The 23,304-nt window shown below is 43.0% G+C and carries 15 protein-coding genes; 8 read left to right on the top strand and 7 right to left on the bottom strand.

Features of this window, described 5'->3' with window-relative positions:
- The first annotated feature begins 36 nt into the window (after positions 1 to 36).
- From W293_RS0107860 to W293_RS0107850, 3 genes are all read left to right on the top strand, one after another.
- Positions 37 to 909, top strand: a complete 873-nt coding sequence (locus W293_RS0107860; protein WP_025651909.1) for an N-acetylmuramoyl-L-alanine amidase — start codon at positions 37 to 39, stop codon at positions 907 to 909.
- 199 nt (positions 910 to 1,108) lie between these two features.
- Positions 1,109 to 1,855, top strand: a complete 747-nt coding sequence (locus tag W293_RS0107855; protein WP_025651908.1) for a pyridoxine 5'-phosphate synthase — start codon at positions 1,109 to 1,111, stop codon at positions 1,853 to 1,855.
- A gap of 39 nt (positions 1,856 to 1,894) precedes the next feature.
- Positions 1,895 to 2,647 (top strand): type 1 glutamine amidotransferase, encoded by a 753-nt coding sequence (locus tag W293_RS0107850; protein WP_025651907.1) that lies wholly within the window; start codon positions 1,895 to 1,897, stop codon positions 2,645 to 2,647.
- Positions 2,648 to 2,819: 172 nt separating this feature from the next.
- Here W293_RS0107850 and W293_RS0107840 read toward each other — a convergent pair whose 3' ends face one another.
- A complete protein-coding gene (locus W293_RS0107840; protein WP_025651906.1) occupies positions 2,820 to 6,122 on the bottom strand; it encodes an MFS transporter in 3,303 nt (1,100 codons plus the stop codon).
- Positions 6,123 to 6,398: 276 nt separating this feature from the next.
- Positions 6,399 to 10,448 (bottom strand): phosphoribosylformylglycinamidine synthase, encoded by a 4,050-nt coding sequence (purL, locus tag W293_RS0107835; RefSeq protein ID WP_025651905.1) that lies wholly within the window; start codon positions 10,446 to 10,448, stop codon positions 6,399 to 6,401.
- Between the two features lie 377 nt (positions 10,449 to 10,825).
- Between purL and W293_RS0107830 the strand changes: the two genes are divergently transcribed.
- Together W293_RS0107830 and W293_RS0107825 are read left to right on the top strand one after the other, a co-directional pair.
- The gene (locus W293_RS0107830) at positions 10,826 to 11,320 is read left to right on the top strand and encodes a pyridoxamine 5'-phosphate oxidase family protein (protein ID WP_025651904.1); all 495 of its coding nucleotides are present in this window, start codon (positions 10,826 to 10,828) and stop codon (positions 11,318 to 11,320) included.
- Between the two features lie 385 nt (positions 11,321 to 11,705).
- The gene (locus W293_RS0107825) at positions 11,706 to 12,200 is read left to right on the top strand and encodes a pyridoxamine 5'-phosphate oxidase family protein (protein WP_025651903.1); all 495 of its coding nucleotides are present in this window, start codon (positions 11,706 to 11,708) and stop codon (positions 12,198 to 12,200) included.
- A gap of 98 nt (positions 12,201 to 12,298) precedes the next feature.
- On the opposite strand, the gene W293_RS0107820 is transcribed toward W293_RS0107825, so the two are convergent.
- Together W293_RS0107820 and pgsA are read right to left on the bottom strand one after the other, a co-directional pair.
- Entirely contained in the window at positions 12,299 to 13,093 is a 795-nt protein-coding gene (locus tag W293_RS0107820) for a hypothetical protein (RefSeq protein WP_037025545.1), read from the bottom strand.
- 284 nt (positions 13,094 to 13,377) lie between these two features.
- Positions 13,378 to 14,058: a CDP-diacylglycerol--glycerol-3-phosphate 3-phosphatidyltransferase gene (gene pgsA / locus W293_RS0107815; protein WP_025651901.1), complete on the bottom strand. Its 681-nt coding sequence runs from the start codon at positions 14,056 to 14,058 to the stop codon at positions 13,378 to 13,380.
- A 664-nt stretch (positions 14,059 to 14,722) separates the two neighbouring features.
- Between pgsA and W293_RS16770 the strand changes: the two genes are divergently transcribed.
- A complete protein-coding gene (locus W293_RS16770) occupies positions 14,723 to 15,154 on the top strand; it encodes a hypothetical protein (RefSeq protein ID WP_025651900.1) in 432 nt (143 codons plus the stop codon).
- A 129-nt stretch (positions 15,155 to 15,283) separates the two neighbouring features.
- On the opposite strand, the gene W293_RS0107805 is transcribed toward W293_RS16770, so the two are convergent.
- Both W293_RS0107805 and acs read right to left on the bottom strand, forming a co-directional pair.
- Positions 15,284 to 16,441, bottom strand: a complete 1,158-nt coding sequence (locus tag W293_RS0107805) for an NAD(P)/FAD-dependent oxidoreductase (RefSeq protein ID WP_025651899.1) — start codon at positions 16,439 to 16,441, stop codon at positions 15,284 to 15,286.
- Positions 16,442 to 16,673: 232 nt separating this feature from the next.
- The gene (acs, locus tag W293_RS0107800) at positions 16,674 to 18,635 is read right to left on the bottom strand and encodes an acetate--CoA ligase (RefSeq protein WP_025651897.1); all 1,962 of its coding nucleotides are present in this window, start codon (positions 18,633 to 18,635) and stop codon (positions 16,674 to 16,676) included.
- Between the two features lie 438 nt (positions 18,636 to 19,073).
- On the opposite strand from acs, the gene W293_RS0107795 reads away from it, so the two are divergent.
- Both W293_RS0107795 and W293_RS0107790 read left to right on the top strand, forming a co-directional pair.
- On the top strand, positions 19,074 to 20,390 hold the full coding sequence (locus tag W293_RS0107795; RefSeq protein ID WP_227502689.1) for an NAD(P)/FAD-dependent oxidoreductase: 1,317 nt from the start codon (positions 19,074 to 19,076) through the stop codon (positions 20,388 to 20,390).
- A 176-nt stretch (positions 20,391 to 20,566) separates the two neighbouring features.
- Positions 20,567 to 21,628, top strand: coding sequence for a pirin family protein (locus tag W293_RS0107790; protein ID WP_025651895.1), 1,062 nt, complete (start codon positions 20,567 to 20,569; stop codon positions 21,626 to 21,628).
- 125 nt (positions 21,629 to 21,753) lie between these two features.
- Here the strand turns inward: W293_RS0107790 and W293_RS0107785 are convergent, their stop codons facing one another.
- Positions 21,754 to 22,857: an alkene reductase gene (locus W293_RS0107785; RefSeq protein WP_025651894.1), complete on the bottom strand. Its 1,104-nt coding sequence runs from the start codon at positions 22,855 to 22,857 to the stop codon at positions 21,754 to 21,756.
- Between the last annotated feature and the right edge of the window lie 447 nt (positions 22,858 to 23,304).

Raw genomic sequence — 23,304 nt, 5'->3', positions numbered from 1 at the left:
ACAAAGCACCCTTTTACCTTTAACACAGAGCATTTCATGGCAAAAAACATTATCTCGATTGCTGCGTTAGCCTTATGCATAACATTACCGCTGTTTGGCTGCATGTCAACGACAGCGCCGCGTTATACCATCGACAGCGATACTTACCAAGCCACGGGCAAAAGCCAGCGCATCAAAACCATCGTCCTACATTATACGGTCTCAGACAATGAGCGCTCGATCAAAACATTGACCACGGGTGACGTCAGCGCTCACTATCTAATTTTGGCCAATGACGATGATAAAATTTATAACTTAGTACCCGAGAGCGAGCGCGCTTGGCATGCAGGCGACGGCGGATTTGCGGGCAGAACCATCCTCAATGATACCTCTATCGGTATCGAAATCGTCAATGCAGGGATTCAACCTCAATATAGAAACGCGCTAAAGAATGGCGAACTCGACTATCATCCTTACGAGCATTATGTGGCGTTTGATGAATTGCAGATTAAAAAGGTCGCGCAATTGGTACAGGATATTGCCACGCGCTATGACATCTCACCGAAGAACATCATCGGTCATGCCGATATGGCACCCTCGCGCAAGATTGATCCGGGTGCGAAGTTCCCTTGGCAACTGCTATATGAGCAATATGGTATCGGCGCTTGGTACGATGCCTTTGATAAACAGTTCTTTATGAATCAAGACGCGTTTGCAGCGGCAACGGTACCTGAGATCAAGCAAGCCTTTCGCCGTTACGGTTATCAAATCAATGATACTAATGAATGGGATAAAGCAAGCCGTGATGTGATTTATGCGTTTCAGTTGCACTTTCGACCACAGCAGCCAACGGGCAAGATGGATGTGGAGACCTATGCTATCCTAAAAGCCCTGAATAAGAAGTATGCTGGTCGGGATGACTTCTACTAAAATTAGGTATTAGGCTTTAATAATTAATTGATAATAGATACTAAATAAAATAGATAGTTCGTATTAGAACGCGTGACTGAAATAATTTTTCTGGCTTGCTGTGCCTACGCTGTCAGAGGCTGCGAAACATTTATTCCAGTCACACTGTATGGTTCTTATATTGAACTGACTAGATAAACATAATGAAAAAGGAAATACTATGAGCACATTGTTTAGCGTAAATTTGAATAAATTGGCTTTAATCCGTAACTCTCGCGGTACTGACTACCCTAACCTGTTGACCTTTGTGAAAAAGCTGATTGACCTAGGTGTCAAAGGCTTTACCGTACACCCGAGACCCGATGAGCGACATATCAGATACCAAGATGTCTATGATATCAGTGCATTCTTAAAGGACTATCCAGAGATTGAGTTCAATATCGAAGGGAATCCAAACGAGCAGTTCTTAAAGATTATCCGTGAGGTAAAGCCGCATCAATGTACGCTCGTGCCAGACAGCGACGATCAGCTGACCTCTGATCATGGCTTTGATATCATCACTCACCATGAGTTTTTATCAACGTTAAGCAAAGAGCTACAAGCCTTTGGTACACGCTGCGCAGTATTTATCGACCCTGATATCGAACAAATCAAAGCGGTCATCGAGAGTGAGGTACAGACGATAGAGATGTATACCGAAGAATGGGCACGCGCCTACAGTAATGGTAAGAGCGATGACAAGTTTGATTTCGATGAGGTCAAACAACGCTTTAGCGATTGCATCAACCTCGCCAGTGACAATGGCATTCGCGTCAATGCGGGTCATGATTTGAATTTAGAGAATCTGGCCAACTTGCTCGCGCTTAGTGATATCGCTGAAGTGTCGATTGGTCACGCTTTCACTATCGAGTCGCTTGAGCAAGGGATGGATAATGTGGTGCGTCAGTATTTGAAGATTTGTGGCTAAGCAATTTGCTTGACTGTTTTCATGCACAAGGTATCTATTATGACGCTACGCATCCACGCGCTATTCCATACCGATTACGAATACCTGAGCTACATCAAGCAGTGGGCAATTAATCAAAATCATAGCATGAGCTACGCCCTGCCTCACAATAATGATGTATTGCCAACACACGACAGTTTTGATTGGCTCATCGTGATGGGTGGGCCAATGAGTATCCACGATGAGGAACAATATCCTTGGTTAACCAATGAAAAACGTTTGATCAGACAAGCTATTGATGCTGGAAAAACGGTGATCGGCGTTTGCTTAGGAGCGCAGCTTATCGCGCATTGTTTGGGCGCTACCGTCCAGCCAGCTAACGTAAAAGAGGTCGGTTGGTTGCCGATTCGCTTGACGGCAGAAGGACAATCACATCCTCTATTACAGAATTTACCTAAGCAAGCTTTTACGGTATTTCATTGGCATGGTGATGGTTTTGACTGTCCACAAGGCGCAACTGCTATTGCCACTTCGGATGCTTGGGTGAATCAAGGGTTTATTTATCAAACACCACAGCATAAAGCGCTTGGCACTTGGGTTGTAGGCTGGCAGTGTCATTTTGAAGTGACCAAAGAGAGTCTCGTCAAGATGGTAACGAATGGAGCTGATTACATAAAGGATGGGCTTAGCAACTACCCTAAAACCGTACAATCACCCGCTGAAATAATCACGCTGGGCGATAAATATATCGAAGAAAATAATGCAAGACTTGCCGCTATGCTTAATCGGATAGCAGCATCAGAACATGAATAATATAAGGGGTCAGTCATGAGCCATTCACAAAATGATGAGCAACAAGCGCTTGAGAAGTATTTAGAAGCCAAAGCTAAAGAAGAGCAGAAAAGTCAGCAACAACAAGAAGGTGAATCGCTGTCTGAAATTAGTTGACCACTACAGCTACGCTTGCTAACCCACCGTAGGCAATCTATCTTCGATAAGTTGAGAGAAGTTTTAAAAACCTATTTAGCTTAGATGGTACTTTATTTTCGTGCAACTCCTCTTGAATAACGTCATCAATATGTTCTTCAACGGCCTCTTTATCACTCTCGATATTTTCTGGAACCAAACTTAGTTTGATAAATGGTATAGTTTTATCAGTTTCGATATCTAATTTGTAATCAAACGATAAATCACCTTTTGTTTTATCCTGTTCATTCTCATTGAAGACAATATTGACGATATTGCCATCTTCAAAATCTTGGATAATTAAATCTTTAAATCTGTCTTTAGTTGTCAAAATACATGAATTCTCAATATTAAAACTATTATTATAAACCTTACAACTACCAATTTTGCAGAAATACTCTTCTGAATATTTTTTGATAATTTTCAATCTTTCAAGCTTTTGTTCATCTTCACTTAATAAGTCAAATATTAAATTAGATATACTTTGGTGACATAGAAGAACAGCATCAGGTGTTTTAATCTCATTTAAAATAAAGAATAACATATCCTCTAAAGAATCAAATGACTCATAGCTTGTTGGCTTATTAGTGACTATTTCTTTTAGTATGACACTTTTTAGATCATTTGCCATTCCTTCACCACAACCTTCAACTAAGTTATGTATTGAAGGTCTATCATCACTCATGATATAAGATTTTTCAAAATCTCTTACGCTGACCTGATTATTAATGATTAATCCAACTCCATCTTTTTTTATTGCGCTAAACATATTAATTGGAAATTTCGTTTTATCAGCTATGAAGTCATTAGATGCTACTTTAGCGATTTCAGAAAGCATCGTTTTGTCGACATCAGAATTTATAATATGACTATTATTAATCTGATCGATCTCATTAATAAGCTCTTCCATTGACTCTACAAAATTTGCACGATATTTCATCACCTCTTCGTGTGTTTTTTCAGAAGATAGCAACTTGTATTCAGACGTTTTTTGAGCACTTTCAACTAGAGCTTCAAAACTACGAATCATATCTTCTCTATTTGAGAAGCTGTAGATATTGGACTTTAAAATATTTAACCAATTTCCAGATATCTTCCATTTGCTTGATGAATAAGAAACAATTAGTTGAATAAATTCGTTATCTATACTTACGTTACGCTGTCCTGCATACATTCTGCCAGAAACCATTTTCTGACTAAATTTATTATTGTACTTTTCAAGCAGATTTTTTTGCCAGTTAAACTCACTCTCTATACCACCAAGATGAAATTTTTTGTGTCTAATATAAATACCCAATAGTTGACTAGCTTGATCGATACTTTTAACTATAGTATCGCTAGTACCGGTAGGATAGACTCTCTTCTCTTCTAGTAATGCATCAATATAAGGTTTGACTCTTGGAACATCATCGCTGTTAGCTAATATGCAACATACTGTTAAAAATCTTATATCAACATAGGCATTTTTCAGAGCTATGTTGATGGCTGACTCTACATTCTCATCTTTTCCTTTTCTAATCTTAATCCACAAGTCAGAATTCTCTTTAAATAGCATTTCTATATCGATAACTCCTGAATGCCATGAGTACTCTTCCTTATAAGTCTGCACATCTAAAGTTCTATTCTTCCAGTGAATTAACATATCGACAGACCAACCGAATGCTTGATCATTATCGACTCTTAATGACTCTACCACCATTTCAGATGTATTTTTTAGATGCTCAAACAATACTGGATACGATTTAGTAGTATCTTTATCTTTATATTTATATTTATATGTAATATATAAATTCTTCCATTGCTCCCAAACTGATACAAAATTATGTATAGCATCGTTGAAACTACTTTCAATTATTACATCAGAACCATTAGATTGGTCTTTCCATTTTAAAAGAGCAACCCATAAATATAATACATTTCCAAAAATAGCGTTAGTTTCGGTATGACTTATATTTTCTCGACTAGAATAAATGCTTCTATAAAAACGTAAGCTATGATAGAAGTATTGTGTATTACTCGGAATTTTATCAACTGTTTGCTTCAACAGAATATAATAATTCCTCATAAATCCTGTAAAATATGACCCACTCCAAGCACCTTCACTTAGCAATAACCAGTTATCAGACTCACCGCTATTATTTTCAAAAGATAAAACATCAGCTAGTTGTATGTGATACTTTGCTAGTCTATCCAATGATTCAATAAAGTCTTTTTCGTCATTATTACTTAACGCATTATATAAAGGACTAGTAAATGCCTCTAAGGCAGATGATATGCTAATGTCTGTTTTATTGCTTTTCTTTTCATATTTCACAGAATTTTTTATTAAAAACGCTACTAATGGGTTTATGTCAAAGCCTGAATATTTCGCAAGAGTCACTTTTTTATTTTTACCTGTAAATGCAGGGATAGAAACGTATAGTTTAAAATTTCTTGATTCATGACTTCTTTTGTTTATAGAGTGTTTTAAAACTTTAGTTTGCAACCATATCGCTAAATTCAACTTCCATAGTGAGACGTCGTACAACTCTTTATCTTTACCTGTAATGTAACCAATTTCTTTATCATATTGATTCAGCATTGAATTTTTCGATGGGTCTAATACATCGACATCAGTAGCTTTTAATAGTCCGTTCTGATATAAGTCTTCCAGATATACCTTGCGTATTCTCTGTTTTAAATCGGATTTACACACTTCATTTGTTACAAACCGAAAGATAAACTCATTTTTTTTGTTTTCATCTAGAATACTTAGTGTTTTTACAAAAAACCATATTGTTAAAAATAAGTTGAAGATAAACCAAAATATTAAGGTTGAATTTAAAACTAAACTAATACGACTTGACAAGGATTCATTAAAAATTAAACTAAAGGAAAGTACAATAGCCAATAATAGACCACTCAAACCAGCAAACATAAAACCAGAAAACTTCTGATATAAAGAAAAAATGACCTTTTTACCTGCTTTATCTTGAAATAAAATACTAACTAGTGAAATAACTAACGGATAAATCAGACCTATAATCGTAATCTGACCAGTTAGTAATATACCTAACCAACTAGAATCTGAATTAATTCCTGCATAAGTTGGTACATAGTTCATCCACAAATATGTATTTCCACCAACTGCAAAGCATAAAACTACTAGTAGAAATAGATATTTTTTATAAGAGTTTGACCAAGAAACTACACTTGATTCAATAGAACTAGAACGGTTATCTAGATACGCCTCATTTTTAAACAAGGTTTCTTTAAGCTCTTTATTAATATGATGAGATAGTGGACGAAATCTAATTAAGAAACTACCGAAATTATCTAACATATGGCTCCCTATCCAAAACCTGAGATATTAATACTAATTTTTTATTGGGAAAAATTTATCGACATTTACATAATGGCTGTAGATGGGTTAGTTTGCCACACAGATGGTGGGTTACGCTATCGCTAACTTACCCTACTGCATCATTCCATTTTTAGCCTAAAATCGTTGGGTGTCGCAAGCTCCACACCAACCTACTCTAGATCAATACAAATTCCAAACACAAAAAAGGTGAGCCGAAGCCCACCTTTCTTATTACCTAAACTGATTCAAATTATCTTAACGCAACCAAGCCCGCGCATTACGGAACATACGCATCCACGCGCCGTCTTCGTCCCACTCTTCTGGTTTCCAGCTATGGTTATAGGCTTTTAGGTTACGCTCAGGATGCGGCATCATGATAGTGACGCGACCATCAGTGCTACATAGACCCGTGACACCACCGACCGAACCGTTTGGATTGAGCGGATACGTCTCGGTTGGATGACCTTGGCTATCGACATAACGCATGGCGAGCTGACCATGTTTTGCCATACCGTCGATTTGGGTATTGTCTAGTGTGGCATAGCCTTCACCATGCGCCACAGCGATTGGCAAGATGCTGTCTTGCATACCTTTAAACAGGATAGACTTGGTGCGCTCGACTTTGACGTTGACCGTACGCGCCTCAAATCGCGCGGACTTATTGGCGATAAAGCGTGGGAAGTTTTCCGCGCCTGGGATGAGGTCTTTTAACTGCGCCATCATCTGACAGCCGTTACAGACACCAAGTGAGAAGGTATCCGGACGGGCAAAGAATCGCACAAACTGCATGCGCAACTCGTCATGGAACAAGATAGAATTTGCCCAACCAGAGCCTGCGCCGAGGACATCACCATAACTAAAGCCACCACAAGCGACCAGACCGTCGAAGTCACGTAGATTAATACGACCTTCTAGCAGGTCGCTCATATGTACGTCTACCGCTTCAAAGCCTGCTTGAGTAAAGCCTGCTGCCATTTCTGTCTGACCGTTGACGCCTTGCTCACGTAGGATAGCAACTCTTGGTTTGCTGTTATCAGAATCAGCACGGCTGTTTAAGTAGGGTGCTTCGACTTTTTGATTGAGGTCAAAGTTTGGCGCTGCGATAAGACCTTGGTGGCTAGCATCGCTAATCAAGTCATATTCTTGCTGTACGCAAGCTGGATTGTCACGACGACGCGCGATTTGATAGCTGACCTGACTCCATTCTTGTTGTAATTCGCTACGGCTAAAGCTTAGAGTTTCATTACCCATGTGCAAAGGCGTTTGGATAATTAAGCTGTCTTCTTCCGAGCTTTGACCAACTAGGCTGAGCATATCGCTAACGTTAAATTCTTCTGCCAATTGCATTAATGCGGCGACGTTTTCAGGCAAGACTTGGATGACCGCACCCAGCTCTTCACTGAACAGCTGACCGAGTAAGTTATCATCAGTTAATGACAGCTTGATACCTTGACGACTGGTGAATTGCATCTCAGCAATCGTTGCAAGCAAGCCACCATCACCGATATCGTGATAGGCGCTGATGACGCTTTGTGCCCCCTCATTATGACTGGCGGCTTGGATAAAGTTGAAGAAATCGATTAAATCGCTTGGTTTATCGAGGTCAGGACATTCATTGCCCAATTGACTTGCCGTTTGCGCAAGGATTGAGCCACCTAGACGTAATTTACCTCTAGATAAGTCAATACGGTAGAAGGCGCTATCACCGTTAATAAGTTCAGGCGTTAGGGTTTTTGCCACGTCAACGACTGGTGCAAAAGCAGTAATCACGAGGCTCATTGGCGAGACCACTGATTTGTCTTGGTTTTCACCATTATCGTTAGCATTGTCAGTCCAGTTAGCACGCATAGATAGTGAGTCTTTACCGACTGGGATAGCGATACCGAGTGCTGGGCAAAGCTCTTCACCGACGGCATGTACGGCGTCGAATAATGCCGCATCTTCAACGTCTTCACCACAGGCTGCCATCCAGTTCGCTGACATGGTGATGTCAGATAGCTGTGCAATGCGCGCACCAGCGATGTTAGTAATCGCTTCACCAACCGCCAGACGTGCTGAGGCTTTTGGATTAATCAAAGCAACAGGCGTACGTTCACCAACACTCATCGCTTCACCCGTCATCACCTGACCATCTAACGCTATAAGACCTGAAGCGGTAACGGCACAATCAGCGACGGGGACTTGGTAGCGACCAACATATTGATCACGCACCACCATACCCGTGATAGAGCGGTCACCAATACTAATGAGGAATGACTTGCTAGCGACAGTAGGATGACGTAAAACATCTTTGATGGATTCAGCTAGATTGACGTCGCCAAGCTCAAGCGGTGGCAACTCGTTTGCCTGTACGTTAAAGCTACGCTGCATCTGCGGCGTACCACCGAGCAATACTTGCATCGGCATATCGACAGGCTGATCGTCTAGCAATTCATCGGCGACATTAAGCTGACGGATTTCGGTCGCTGTACCCAAAATCGCATACGGGCAACGCTCACGCTGACAAATAGCGTCAAACTGGGCTTGGCTCTCTGGGCGAATCGCTAAGACATAGCGCTCTTGCGCTTCATTTGACCAAATCGCCATCGGTGACATGCCCGCCTCTAACGACGGAATGTGACGTAGATTGAGCACCGCGCCCATTTCATGGTCATTGACCAACTCGGGCATGGCATTTGATAGACCACCGGCACCGACGTCATGTAGCGAGACGATTGGGTTAATGTCCGCGCTGTTGTTGCTTGCATCGACATCATTCCCAGCGAGCGCCCAGCAGCGATCGATAACTTCTTGGCAGCGACGCTCCATCTCAGCGTTATCACGCTGCACGGAGGCAAAGTCTAAGCCTTCATCAAGGTCACCACTATCGACCGACGATGCAGCACCGCCGCCCAAACCGATTTGCATCGCAGGGCCACCAAGGACGATTAGCAAATCGCCTTTTGTGATTGCATTTTTTTCAATCAGATTGCGTTTGATATTGCCGTAACCACCTGCCAACATGATTGGCTTATGATAGCCGCGCATCTCGCTACCGTCTTTTGCCGCAGAGGTATCTAGCTGAAAACTACGGAAGTAACCGCATAGATTTGGACGACCAAACTCGTTTGAGAAGTTGGCACTGCCTAATGGCGCTTCGGTCATGATCTCAAGGCTGGTTGCCATACGATCTGGCGTACCATAATCCTGCGTACTCAATTGACCTGACTGCTCCCACTTTTCGCTAAGCTCTGGGATATGCAGATGTGACACGTGGAATCCTGTTAGACCCGCTTTTGGCTTACCGCCGCGACCAGTCGCGCCTTCGTCACGAATCTCACCGCCCGCACCTGTTGCCGCACCAGAATAAGGGGCAATCGCTGTTGGATGGTTATGGGTTTCGACCTTCATTAAAATATCGATAGCTTCTTGATGGAAGCCATACGGATGCGCTGAATTAGGATCTTGAGGATCGGTAGGAATCGGGTAAAAACGCATCCCTTCTGCCCCAGCCATCACCGCCGCGTTATCTTTATAAGCTGACAAAATACCTTGTGGATTCGACTGATAAGTATTCTTAATCATTTGGAACAGTGATTTCGGCTGTACTGCACCATCGACTGTCCATTCAGCGTTAAAGATTTTATGACGGCAATGCTCTGAGTTCGCCTGTGCAAACATCATCAGCTCAACGTCGGTTGGATTGCGCTTTAGCTCATTGACGTACGCATTCATCAAGTAATCAATATCTTCGCTCGATAGCGCAAAGCCAAATTCTGTATTGGCTGCTTCTAGTGCCGTACGACCTTGTCCAATCACATCGATATGATTAAGCGATGCTGGCTGCTCATCATCAAACAGCTTATTCACCTCATTTAAATCATAAACCAAGCTCTGCGTCATACGGTCAAACAATAATTGCTCAGCGGCTTTAGGTAACGTGTTATTGGTTGCACCTACCTCACCGTCTGTTTTTGCATCAATCGTTAGGGTATAAACGATGACGCGCTCGACACGGTTAATCTCAATATCACAGTTATTAAAGATATCGGTCGCTTTACTGGCCCACGGCGATATGGTGCCAAAACGCGGTGCAACGATAACTTGTAATTGGTTATCTTGCGGCGCGGCAAGTTGGATATCTTGCTTAATGCCAAACAGGTCCAGCGCTTTTTTCTGCTCATCACCTTCAAGCGTCCGTGATAGCACATAAACTTGCTGAGTATGGATGTGGCTGACATTTAGCTTGGTTTTTTGCTGGAACTGACTGATGAGTTGCTGCGTCTGAAAATCGGTAAGAAACGGTTGTCCGGCGATGGTCATCATAAAGGCATAATCCGTAAGATCAAGGCATCTCTGCCATGCAAAGTAAATGGTCTGCGTATTATAACAAGAAGCCCTGTAATAAGCAGGTAAAAGCAGGATAAATTGCCAACAAAATGCGCTAACGGCTCAGACAGCTTTTTACTCAATCATTGTATATTTTACAAACACTCACATCGCATTACGGGCAACCTATATAAATGCGTGGCGTGCTATCGGTATTCTACAACGAGCTAATAATGATAATAATTAATAGCGATTGGTATTCAAAATAACGGGTGATTCGAAACAGCCGATCATTCGGAATAACTGGTCATTCAAAATAAAAAGCAGACCCTCAATTTAAAACCATCATAATTTTAAAAATATAAGGATGTACCATGAGTAAGCAAGAGAGTATCGACAAAATCCAAGCGGTCATTAAAGACGTAAAATTTGCCATGATGAGCACCATCAATAGCAAAGGCGACTTGCACGCTTGGCCAATGACCACCAGCGAGACCAGTCTTGGTGGCAAAGAGATTTGGTTCATCGGTGATAAGTCATCAGACGTGGTAAAAGACATTCAAGATAATCCAAAAGTCGGTCTATCTTATGCCACCCAAGATGATAAAAATTACGTTTCTATCAGTGGTAACGCTGAATTATCGACCGACAAAGCCAAATTGGATGAGCTATGGTCGCCAGTCTACAATGCATTCTTTGAGCATGGTAAAGAAGATCCAGAGGTACAACTGATCAAGGTCGTTCCTCATGGTGCTGAGTGCTGGTTAAGCGGTAGCACTACTGTCAATATGTTCAAAATGGCTGCGGCTGCTTTACAAGATGGCAAAACTGCTGAAGGTATCGGCGAGCAATTTTCCGTCTCTCTATAACCTTTTATAATATTTTATAGCCTTGTGATATTTTTATTTAGCGTGAAACTTACTTAGCACGACTTTTATTAATATAAAAAACATGAGCACTTTGATCGTCAGTAAGGTTTTGCCTGCTGGCGTTTTTTATGGGTCAATTTTGATTATCATGTGTGCTTAAAAAGTCTATCGTTATAAACTTACAAACCTTCACAGCCCATTACAGACCACCTGTATAGTTCTATTAGCTGATTTAGCTATATTGATAACTGGTTATAGATTTATAAGAAATGTCGTTAAAGACAAGTAATTTTTATAACGTTTCGATTTATATCGGCATCGCTTTTTTAGTTACTTTTTAATAACTTTCAAACCCTAAAATCTTAAATAGTAAAGGATAACTATTATGAATAAACAAGCGCAAATGGACACCATTCAAGCGATGGTAAAAGACATTAAATACACCATGATGACCACACGCAATGGCGAGAACCATCTGCATTCTTGCCCGATGAATACCACTGAAACCAGTATTGGTGCCAAAGAGATTTGGTTTATCGGCCATAAGCCGTCTGAAACTGTCGATAACATTAAGCAAAATGCAGAAGTAAATTTATCATATACCACGAAAGGCGATGATAAGTATTTGTCTATTTCTGGTACCGCTGAATTGGTCGAAGATAAAGAAAAACTCGATGAGCTATGGTCGGTTATGTATAACGCTTATTTTGAACAAGGCAAAGAAGACCCCAAAGTTCAGCTGATAAAAGTTACGCCGCATGGCGCGGAGTATTGGGCCAATGGTAATGCGATTGCCAGCGCTTTTAAGATGACGGCGGCAGCGGTAACAGATACCGCTATCGAAAAAAGCTTAGGTGAGAATTTTTCGATCGAGCTGTAGTATTTTCATGATTAAGTAGAAGCAAAATAATTGGAGATACAAATAAAAAAACGCCAGTGGCTTGATGCGACTGGCGTTTTTATTACTTGTATTCGTGACTATTGCGGTGGTTTCGCGTAGCCATCGTCTGCTGGGAAAGCTTGTGGCTGTTTTGATTTTGGTCTCGATTGCTTAGGATCATAAAGCTCATAAATGACCGTGCCAATCACCCCAGTATTTTCTATAGAACCACTATCCGTATTGGCGGCATAGGCGTTATCTGGCTTGCTGAAAATAAAAGAGGCGACAGCGCTTTGACTCTTACGGAAGCCTTCAATGACTAAATCATCGTTAGGCTCTAACACATAACCGCTGTCATAACGGCTGGCAGTGCTACCATCGAGGACATTTAAGCCATCGACACTAGCGACGATTTCATAAGTATTGGCACTATTATTGCGATACACCAGACGGTAGGCTTCGCCTGCTTTTCCTTGCAGATAATAGTTACCAGCGTCACGATATAAAGGCAAAGTACCCGTATCCATCGCCACTGAAAAATCAACTTTACCCGCTACTAACGATCGACTATTTAGGGCACGACCTTGATAATTTTTGTCAGCATAAGCAACTTGCATCTGCTCGATAGGTTCGTCACTGGTACGACGTAGGTCAACAGTGGTCACAGCCGAGTCCACATCATCACCCCACTGAGTGCCCAAGCGCTCTGACTCCGTAGCGTCTTGTACCGATGCTTCTGCCTGTCGATTTGCAGCCATGTCTTGCGAGGCTTCTGCTTGTGTACTTTGTGCTGCATCGGCTGTTTCTTGTTGCATGCTTGGCGATGAAGAACAACCGCTTAATAACCCAAGCAATAAAAGGGCAGCGACCGACTGTTTTTTGTATATTGCCATGTCTATTTCCTTATTCTGATGACGTTTCATCGTACCTTTATCCAGTTCTCTTGTATTTTGTTTACTATTTTGAGTATAGCTTAACAATACATTCAAGCAAAGTTTAAAATAAATTGGCGATACTACACATAGGGTCAAAATATCCTAAAAACGCCACGGTATTGCTGATATATCGATATGACTTTTCGCTCACTATATTAAAACTTAAACAATAAAAAACGCCAGTGGCTCGATGCGACTGGCGTTTTTTGTGCAGACTCAAATGACTGTTAAATCAAAAAAAGCTAACCGCTTTGTTTTAAATAAGGCCACGCCGCTTTTAGATAAATAAACATCGACCACAAGGTTAAAATCACTGCCGCGACCATCAATACATAGCCGATCATTTCGAGCGATTCCCAGTTGAGTAGCAATACCGTGATAGCAATCATCTGAAAAGTGGTTTTTAGCTTACCCACATAAGACACTGCCACACTGGTACTTTTACCCAGCTCCGCCATCCATTCGCGTAATGCCGACACCGCAATCTCACGTGAGATAATCACAATCGCAGCAATCGCCATAATGATATTGGGATGCCACTGTACCAATATAATCAGGGCGGCTGCGACCATGAGTTTATCAGCGACGGGATCCAAAAAGCGGCCAAACGCGGAGACCACATTCAGCTTACGTGCAAAGTAACCATCTAGCCAATCAGTAATCGCTGCTAAGATAAACACGCCAGTCAATAGTAAGTGACGTAATAAGCTGTCGCTGAACTCACTCATACCAACCCGGGCGATGACGTTATCCGATATGGCTGGCATCCCGATACCCATGGCTGGTGGCCAGTAGGCAATCGCCACAAATAGCGGAATCATTAAGATACGCGCAATCGTCAGATTATTGGGCAAGTTAAAAATACTTTTGGTATTTTGTGCACTTGACGGTTCCTGCGTATGCACTTGCGTATGGTCAGTCATGGCAAACCCAGTTTAGTAGAGACATAATAATGGCGGATAGCTTAGCATTTTTCCAGCAGGTCGTCATGCCATCTCTTTATGTATTGTTTTTTTTCATACTCAAAAACGTCAATTACCTTTGTTTTAGAACACCAATTGTTGACTAACAAAAGCTGAGATGCTTATAGCGCCATGTACTGCACCTAACCTTGGTACGCCATAAATACTTGTCATTGAGTAAGTGAGACTATTCATTGAATAAAAGTTTTTCAAAACATGACAATGTATGAGATCACCTAAAAACGTAATGTCATGTAACCAAAAGAGTCAAATAAGAATTATTTACGCTATGATAGCGAGGCTAATAAAACAGTTGTACACTTAGAATTGTAAGCGGATATATATACGCATTGAATTATCAATGATTACCCTAATCTCAGTTGAACAATAGCAAAGAAAACCAATAACAAGAAAACCAATAACAAGAAAACCAATAATAACAAGTTACTATCACTGCCCTGTAGTCCATCTACACGATCAGTTTTCCTCAGCCCACAGCACCTCCTCTGTGGGCTCTTTTTTTGTCTGTAATTTATTGATTAATGCTTCATCTACCAAATATAGTTTGGAAATTTAATTTTTATATGCTAAAAATAGTATATCTTATCAATTAGAGGTAGAGACAATGAAATCACTGACAACTAAAGCCCTTTTATTAGCTTCATTGTTCGTATTTATCACCCCTTCTTATGCTAGCGATTACCTGTGTAGTTACACCACCAGAATTTCCGATAGTGATAAGTACAATTCAAGCGGTGCATTACTAGCGAAAAACTATAGCAATACCGCAGTTGCCAGTATTCTAAGGCAAGATAGAGCAAACTTCTATGTCTACAATAAGGAAGACAGAGAAGATGAGGCAGACTGCTTGTTTAGCACTAAAGAGGCGCGAGCAAAGATGCAAAAATCTCTCACCTCAGGTAGCATACCGCAGTATGCTAAGAAAATAGTAGTAGATGACAATCCTCTTCTTTACGTAGATGTCTATCATGACCACATCGATGTAAAAATCCTTGAATCAAACTACTATGAACCAGCCAAAAGCACTATTCGATAAGTTAATGAATGCGAGTATTTTTAATCAGCACGCAGCTTTTGCTTTGTGTGCTTTTATTAACGAACATAGTTTTTTTTGACATGATGCATTGCTCATTAATTGATTAGACTAACCAAACCTTACTCATCATTACATCCCTTTAGTGATTGCCCTAACCGTCTCTGCTGCTATTTTGTAGCAACTTTCGATATTGCCGTGTCCACACCAATCGCCACTCACGATCCATTGATGCCGCTGATCGACCAAAATACCCAGACTTTTGTTATCATCGACAATCGTTGCTGCATAACGCCAACGATGACAATCGAACTGGGTAGGTGCGGTTTGAGCACTCCAATTCAGCGCTTGTTTGGCCGCTGTTAGTAATTGCGCTTTTATGGTCTCTATATCCTCATCGACATGGGTTTCTGACCAGTCATTACGCGCATGGATAGTCACGCTTGGCAGTAGTGCACTATGAGCAGGCTTTTGATGCTCAATGAATATTCTATCTAATGGCGAATTATTGACGTAAGCTACATCCCATCTTACTGATGCCTGACTCGTAAAGATCGCAGGTAACTGTGGCACCTCATCCCAGCCTAGCATCAATGTATAACACGCCTGCATTTTTGGCTTAGTAATATCAGCTTGTCTCGTAAAGCCGCTATCTGCCATCCACTCTAGCGCCTGAGCATTTGGCGCGGTACAAATCACCCAATCAAAGCCGCCAAGACTGTTGCCCTCTTCATCGAACAGTTCCGTTTTGCTATCAGCACTATTTTCTTCTACAAAATGCGCTTTATGTAATGGCGCGACACGGGTTTTAAATGCTATGCAGGTATGCTGCAACTCATCGGCCAATGCACGCCCCCAGCTGGTCATTTTTGGGGTGCTGATATAACGTGCATGCTTTGTATCCCACTGCTCTTTTGGCTCGATTTGAGGCATATGCCCATCTTCATTAGCAGCAGTCAAGTGAACCACTTGCGCAAGCCACGGCTGCAATAGGCGACTATCAAGCCAAGGACGGATAAATTGTTTAAAACGGTCTGTTTTGACTGTAAAGCACTGCGCGCCAAAGCCCCATTGCCAGTTGTTGCCCGTCTTTTCATCGGTACGGTAGCGAGTCGCCAGACGCCCCACGCTACGGGATTTTTCAAAGATAGTTATTTGTACCTTTGACTCTTGACGCTTAGCCAATTCCCGCTCAAGCAAAGTGGCCGTAAACAATCCCGTCAAACCGCCACCTATAATGGCGATTTTTGGTACTGAGGTATGCGCAGAGGGTGCAGAATGATCAGTCATAATGACAGTAGGCCTTTTACAATATCGTTGATTCAATATAAGTCGTCAGAAAGTAGCATCTATAAGCATAGCATATTACTTTTGATTGGCTGGTTTTTAGATAATATTGAACCTTTAATAGGCCCTAATATCAATAACCTCTGCGTAAAAAAGCCATGCTACCTTTAATAGCATGGCTTATGTGAACATTTATAAAGTAGATGTTATTTTATTTATCAAGTGCTCATGACCACTATGCCGCACGTTCGGCTTTGACCACCTCGACCAGTTGATTGATGACTGAGCTGTCTGCAAGGGTAGACAAATCCCCCAGTCCAACATATTGCCCAGCGGCAAGATTGCGTAAGATGCGGCGCATAATTTTGCCCGAGCGGGTCTTTGGCAGCGCATCGACGATATAGATAGCATCCAAGTTGGCAATCGGCCCAATCTCTGCACGCACATGACGGTTTAGCTCCGCCTTTAGCGACTCGCTTGAAGCTTCACCCGACTTGAGAATGACAAAGGCACATATCCCCATACCGCGGATATCATGCGGCATACCGACAATAGCGGCCTCCGCAGTCGCAGGATGAGCCACTACGGCGCTTTCGATTTCTGCCGTACCCAATCGATGTCCAGAGACATTGAGCACGTCATCGACACGGCCGGTAATCCAATAGTGTCCATCTTCGTCACGCTGCGCGCCATCACCGGTAAAATAATAACCCGGATACTCTGTAAAGTAAGTCTGCAAAAAGCGCTTATGATCATTATAGATGGTACGCATCTGTCCCGGCCAGCTACTATTAATAGCCAAGTTGCCTTCAGCAGAGCCTTCGAGTGCCACGCCGTCACTATCGACGATTTCTGGTCTGATGCCATACAACGGATTCATCGCAGCGCCCGGCTTCATATTGACCGTGCCCGGTATTGGTGCCATGAGAATACCGCCCGTCTCGGTCTGCCACCACGTATCGACAATCGGACATTTGCCATCACCAACGACGTGATAATACCAATCCCACGCTTCGGGGTTGATCGGCTCCCCAACTGACCCAAGCAAGCGCAAGCTTGAGCGATCCGACTCCCGAACGAAGGTATCCCCCTCTTTCATCATTGCTCTAATAGCCGTCGGTGCGGTGTATAAAATAGTCACATCATGCTTGTCGATAATATGACCAATACGCGCCCAAGTTGGATACTCTGGCACTCCTTCGAACATCAGCGTCGTCGTGCCATTGGCAAGCGGTGCATAGGTCGCATAAGTATGACCAGTCACCCAACCGACATCGGCTGTACACCAAAAGACATCATCTTCTTTGACATCGAAGACGTCTCGAAAGGTCGATAGCACATAAGTAATATAGCCCCCAGTGGTATGCAGCACGCCTTTGGGCTTACCTGTCGAGCCAGAAGTGTATAATAAAAACAACGGATCCTCGGCATTCATCACCTCAGGTTCGCACTGCTCTGACTCACCGTCGACCAAATTATGATACCAAATATCACGGCGACCACTCATCGGTACAGAGTTACCCGTACGATGCACAACAACGACTCTTTCTACACTGTCTGTGCCATCCATATCCAAGGCGCGATCGACATTGGCTTTGAGCGGCGTATGCTTATTACCGCGCAGCCCCTCATCAGCTGTAATGACAATTTTGGACTGGCTATCAATCAAGCGATTGCCCAAGCTCTCAGCAGAGAAGCCGCCAAATACTACAGAATGGATGGCACCGATACGTGCACATGCCAGCATAGCGATCATCGCCTCTGGTATCATGGGCATATACAAGGTCACACGATCGCCTTTTTTGACGCCAAGCTTACGCATCGCGTTGCCTAGGCGACATACCGCCGCATGCAATTCTTTGAAGGAGATAATTTTGTGTAGGGAGGGATGATCACCTTCCCAAATAATAGCGGGTTTGTAAGGGTTGTTTTTTAGATGTCGATCGAGGCAATTGACTGAGATATTCAGCTCGCCATCTTCAAACCACTTGATACGAAAATCATCTAAATCATAATTAACGTTGCTGATCTTGGTGGGTTTTTTGATCCAATCAATCAGCTCAGCGCGCTCAGCCCAAAAAGCGTCGTTCGCTTCATGCGACTCGATAGATCTTTTATAGTCTGCAGCGTATTGCTCAGCTGTCGTATTGGCAGCAGCGGTAAACTCAGCTGCAACGGGAAATGATTTTTGAGTCATAGTCATCGTCCTCTTCTAATTATTATGACCTGTATAACGGATCGTCAATAACGAGTAGCTATAGAGGCAATAAGGGTCATCTTCCATAATGTGTGACACTCAATGATAGTTTGACAAATTAGCGCAACGGTTGCAAGGCATCAACGCTCAATCATAACAATTCCGCTGCACAACTTATCATTAGTGACTCGCTATAAAATCTATAGTCAGTAAAAAGTCATATCGATAGATCACGCACGGCTGATATCAATTTTTCTTGCTGTTTCTAACAACGTGTTTATCGCGACTTTTAACGACCTTGAGATTTAATCCTTGTAACCTCTGGTTAAATATGGACAATAGCCACTCTAAAGATTATGTTTGGCTAATATAGGCAAAACCCTAAGCTATAAAAGTAAGCTGGGCATATTATTTTTACCTTTTTAAACTTATCGCTTTATGGAACCAATCGCAATGGACAATCAGCGTACAGGACAAGCTCATACCTATTATGATGTCATCATCATTGGCGCTGGTGCGTCAGGGTTGTATTGCGCGCTCACGGCCGGTCGCCGTGGTCGCCGCGTATTGGTCCTAGATCATGCCAATAAAGCGGGTAAAAAAATCCTGATGTCAGGTGGTGGACGCTGTAACTTTACCAATTACTTCGTCGAGCCTGAGCACTTTATCGGTGCCAATCAGCATTTTTGTAAGTCAGCACTGAGTCGTTATCCCAGCTGGGAGTTCATCGGTATGGTGGAAGCGCACAAAATTCGCTATCACGAGCGCGAGCACGGGCAGCTGTTCTGTGATGACTCTGCACAAGATATTTTGACCATGCTACTTGACGAATGTAGCGCGGTAGGTGTGCAAGTAAAGCTAAATGCGCAGGTTGAAAGCGTTCAAGCGGTTAAAAATGATAAAAATGCCCGATTTGAATTACTGACAACCAAGCAACTCAGCAAAAAAGACAAGCAAGAGAGAAAAGAATCAGGCAATCAAGCTAAGCTGCCGCAAACAGGCTACCGCTGCGAATCGTTAGTAGTGGCGACAGGCGGACTGTCTATCCCAACCATGGGTGCTAGCGGCTTGGGCTATGAATTGGCGCAGCAGTTTGGCCATCAGCTCATCTCCACTGATGCCAGCCTCGTACCCTTTACTTTTACGGATAAAACCGGCGATCTTATCCGTGCTTTGGCGGGTATCAGTCTGCCGGTGATTGCCAGTAATGAGCGTATCTCCTTTAAGTTGCCAATACTGTTTACCCATCGCGGGCTCTCTGGCCCTGCCATGTTGCAGTTGTCAAATTATTGGCAGACTGGCGAAAGCATCCGTATTAACTTGCTGCCAGATATCGATGTGACGGCGCTTTTCCTCGCTCATAAAAAGTCGCATCCAAGGCAGCTCATCCGTACCGTTTTGGCCGACTATACCGATAGTGCCTTACCCAAAAAGCTACTGGCGGCCCTACAGACGCACCTGTGGGACGATATAAAAGATACCGAGCTTGCCAATATTAAAGACGAACGTCTGACCGAACTGGGGGTGACGCTCAACGGCTGGCAGTTAAAACCATCCGGCACTGAAGGCTATCGGACGGCTGAAGTCACCCGTGGCGGCGTCAATACAGATGAAGTCTCGTCAAAAACCATGCAAAGCAACTTTCAGGACGGGCTATATTTCATCGGTGAAGTATTGGATGTCACAGGTTGGCTCGGTGGCTACAACTTCCAATGGGCGTGGGCCAGTGGCTTTGTGTGCGGTGAAATGGTTTGATAAAACAGGATACTTAATACTGTCGTTAAGTGACCTTTTTTAGCATAAGAAGCTTGATAACTTTGAAAATAAAAGAACAATCACTATATATTCATAATAAACTATATGTTCATAATAAAAAATATATTAGCCATTTAAACAACTTTAAAAATAAGCTTGGGCTTACGAGGTGAACAATGCGTGCAGTTAAACATATTCATGGAGATAAAGCGCCGCATTGGGTAGGTGATGGTTTTTATGTAAAAACCTTGATCAACCATCTTGAGAATGATCCCAATTTTAATTATAGCCATACCGACCCTTTTTTATTGTTTGATTATGGCGAGCCGACGAAATTTGCGCCCAACCCCGATTATCACGTACAGCCTCATGGTATCGGACAGCATCCGCACAAAGGCTTTGAGACTGTCACCATTGCTTACTCTGGTGAAATCAGTCATGTGGACTCAACGGGTGGCAATGGTGTTATCTTCGAAGGTGATGTGCAATGGATGACCGCAGGGCGTGGCATCTTGCATGAAGAGTTTCATTCGCAGGATTTTGGTCAGCGCGGTGGCGTCTTTAGTATGGTGCAAATGTGGGTGAACCTCCCTAGTGCTCACAAACTGACTAACCCGAAGTATCAAACCATCAGGCGTGCAGATATGCCGGTTGTCGAGTTGCTGGCTGATAGCAATGCTGGCGTCCAAAAAGAAGTGACCAGTCAAAAAGATGCTACCAATCAAAGAGATTCTATCAACCAAAGCGTGATTGGCAAAGCGGCTATTATCGCAGGTGATTGGCAAGGGACAACCGGCGCTGCCAGCACCTTTAGCCCTATTAACTTATGGGATATCGAGTTACAGGCAGCAGGATCGACGACGCTACAGATACCGAACCTTCATAATGTTTTGTTATTGGTGCAAGAAGGCGAGCTGTTGGTCAATGGTACGCACGTCGTAGCTGGTCAACTGATTCAGTTTGTAGCGCCTAGCAAAACCCGCACAGACTTACAAAATGAAAATACCTCTATAATCACGACCGATGCGGCAGTCAATACGGATACTACGGACACTATTGAATTGGCTTATCCAGCAACGGCGGAGGCGGAAAAAGCAGTAGCACCCGTTAAATTATTGCTGCTGAGCGGGGAACCTATCGGCGAACCTATCGCCGGTTATGGCCCCTTTGTCATGAATACTCAAGCAGAATTAAAACAAACGTTTCGCGATTATCAAACCGGTAATTTTGGTAAATAGTTAAAACACTAAATACTCAAAAAATAAGCATAAAAAAGCCACCCTACTAATGATAGTAAGGTGGCTTTTTATTGTTTATAACGCTATGACTCATCTTGTCAGCATTGAGGCTGATCGATGAGACTTTACGCTTGGTTCAGGAACGGATAATCAGTGTAGCCAACCGTGCTGCCACCATAGAAGCTCTCTGGATGCTGCTCGTTGAGCGGTGCGCCCTCTTGAATACGTTCAGCGAGATCAGGGTTGGCAATATAATCACGACCGAATGCTACCGCATCGATATAGCCTGCTTTGATGTTCTTCTCAGCTTTGTCCGCATCATAGCCACCAGCGGCAATAATCAGTTGACCAAAAGCATTACGTACGTTTTGGCGGAACTCATCGTTATAAGGCGTACCCCCTGCCCAGTCTGGCTCTGACAGATGCAAATACATTAGACCACGCTTGTTGATTTGCTCAATCAGCCAAATGTTATCGTCTTCTTCGTAGCCTCCCTCAACATTGTTGAACGTGCCAAGTGGTGAAATACGAATACCCACGTGATCAGCATCCCATGCCTCTACGCAAGCATCAATCACGTCCAAGGTTAGACGCGCGCGGTTTTCGCGGCTGCCACCGTACTCATCGTCACGCTGATTGGTATGCTCGGCCCAAAACTGATGCAGCAAATAACCATGCGCGCCATGAATCTCAATACCATCAAACCCCGCTTCCTGCGCGCACTTGGTTGCATGTGCAAAGTCAGTAACCACTTGCTGAATCTCATCAAGACTGGCTGGGCGCGGCGGCGTGGCATCCGCGCGAATGGCTTGGTTGTCACTATCACGCAATGAGGTACGGATACCTACATCGACATCTGAGGCTGAAATTGGCGCACGGCGTTCAGGTTGTACGCTTTCATGTGAGACAAGTCCTGTGTGCCATAGCTGGACGACGATCTTGCCACCTTTGGCATGGACATTGTCAACGATGGCTTTCCATGCAGTGACTTGATCTTGAGTATGTAGCCCTGGTGCGCCTGCATAGCCTTTTGCTTGAAACGATACTTGCGTCGCTTCAGTGATGACAAGGCCCGCCCCTGCACGCTGCGAGTAGTACTCTGCTGCCCATGTGATAGGGACATCGCCTGGCTCAACGGCACGCAGACGTGTCAGTGGGGCCATCATAATGCGGTTTTTTAGCGTTTGTGTGCCCATTTTTACAGGCTCAAATAAAATATCGTGTGCCATGGTATGCCTCGTTTTTCGTTATAAAAATAGAATAGTAGTTTGATTTATAATGGAGCAATAGTGCTCAGTTCTTAGCGCTAACCTAATTCAGGTTACTCACTTAATGACTAAGCAGTGTATTGATAATCCGTGTTCTTTATAGGGGGCACATTCGGCTATTCCAAGGCAACTTTACAAACAAAAACACCGATATGGCATGATATCGGTATTGATAATACTCATTATTCAAGTCCTCTTATGATGATATTAAGCAAATGACTTTAATAATATTGGCTGATTATGTCATCAGCTGACATAGCCGCTGTATACTGACACTATTTAGTCGACAATGGTTATGATGGCTACCATTTTTAGGACGTACTCAAAGGATACCGCATATGCAAAAGACCACATTGTCACTCATGATGGGAGTAAGCCTATTATTTGCTATGAGCGCTTGCCAACCTC

Source organism: Psychrobacter sp. TB67, from assembly GCF_000511065.1.
GTDB lineage: Bacteria > Pseudomonadota > Gammaproteobacteria > Pseudomonadales > Moraxellaceae > Psychrobacter > Psychrobacter okhotskensis.
Note: the sequence above shows the minus strand (reverse complement) of the source record. Positions and strands in the feature narration are given on the sequence as shown.